This is a genomic window from Bacillus sp. GMa5/1, assembly GCF_050172015.1.
GTDB lineage: Bacteria > Bacillota > Bacilli > Bacillales > Bacillaceae_G > Bacillus_A > Bacillus_A cereus.
Genome location: NZ_JBNLYC010000382.1, coordinates 1 through 1592, shown reverse-complemented (window position 1 = coordinate 1592; position 1592 = coordinate 1). Strand labels below are relative to the sequence as shown.

The window sequence follows — 1592 nt, the reverse complement described above, 5'->3', positions numbered from 1 at the left end:
GATTAAAAAAACTACATTAATTGATATGGGAATTTTATTACATTACATGATTTTCAATGAAAAGTTAGATGTAGATATTGTCTTGGAAAAAAATAAAGTACTAGAGGAAGTTCCTAATAAAATTGTGAAACCTGATTTATATATTTTAAAACGCCGACAAAACAAACCTAAAACACACAATATGGCATTAGTAAATGATTTCTTTTCGACTATCAAAGAAGGAAATAAAAAAAAGTTAATACAGTATATGTATGCGGTTTCACAAGAAGATGTTGAACTTATGCTAATAGAGGATCCGCTCAGGAATCAAAAAAACCTTGGAATTATTGCGATTACCTTAGCCACTCGATATGCAATAGAAGGAAATCTGCCACCAGATATTGCTTTTGCTCATAGTATTTTATATATACAAACCCTGGAACAATTAGATAGTGTAGAATCTGTAAAGCGATTGTCAGGGGACGCTTTACGTACCTTTGCAGATCGTGTGAAAGAATACAATGCAAAAAAGTATTCTTACGCGGTTACTACATGTATAAAACATATTAATAAAAATGTTTACGATGGAATATCTCTGAATGAACTTGCTAATCATTTAGAAATTACGCCTACTTATCTGTCTAAACTATTTAAAAAAGAAATGGGAATTACTTTAAGCGAATATATTCAAAGGGAACGAGTGGAAGAAGCAAAGAAATTATTAACCCTCACTACTTATTCGTTATCAGATATCTGTGCTTGGCTTAACTTTAATGACCAAAGTTATTTTATAAGAGTTTTCAAAAAAATCACTAGCATGACTCCTAGGCAGTACCGTGAAAAATATACAATAATATAAGCTTGTTATTTGCTGTCTCCAATGTAAAGACTTAAACATGGGTGTAAGTACCCCAAAAGATGAAAATACTGGACTTATTACGCTAGAAAGAGTTTGTGATTTGTCTAGAAAAAGAACTTGTATTCAAATAGACGTATGAGATTAACCAGATATTATCTTGTTAGCGGAACAGTTTCAATTTTTAGGAGTTAGAAAAATAATGGAGAAACAAAGTATATCTATTTTTTTAATAACAATCATGTGCTGAATTTATCCCGCTATTTGCCGGGCAGTAAGACCTCCATCTAAAAATTCAGCGAAAGCAAAGAAGTTAGGTGGGGGGGCGGGCTGCCCGTAAAAGCCCGATTGGTGTGGGCTAATAATCAGTGGGGATGAACAAAACCCCCACTGATTAAAGTTGCACTTTATCGGTATAGTTCTGAATCAGATAAACTAGTCTGATGTCAGCTCAAACAAATAGCTCTTGAAGACTTTATAAACACATATGTGAGCAAAAGCTCAATGGAAATCTTTGTACCATATTGTTAATTTGAAAAAATACACTAACCGTTATTTTGCTAAAGGAAATAAAAAGACAGAAGGCTGCAAAGTGTTCCAAGGAAGCTTTGCAGCTTTTTTGTAATTTAAAACCTATGTTTATAACGAAGATAAGTTTATAGACTAATATCTTCATACTGGATATTTATTAATAATGATATTAGGATTTTTTGTGAAAAATCAATAATATAACATATATTACTAAATATATCTACAT

General features: G+C 31.7%; 1 protein-coding gene. It reads left to right on the top strand.

Annotated features, from left to right (window positions below; all coding sequences use genetic code 11):
• Positions 1–838 (top strand): helix-turn-helix domain-containing protein (locus tag ACQGSG_RS28810; RefSeq protein ID WP_426948719.1); only part of this gene is annotated, 838 nt, incomplete at its 5' end.
• Positions 839–1592: the final 754 nt, after the last annotated feature.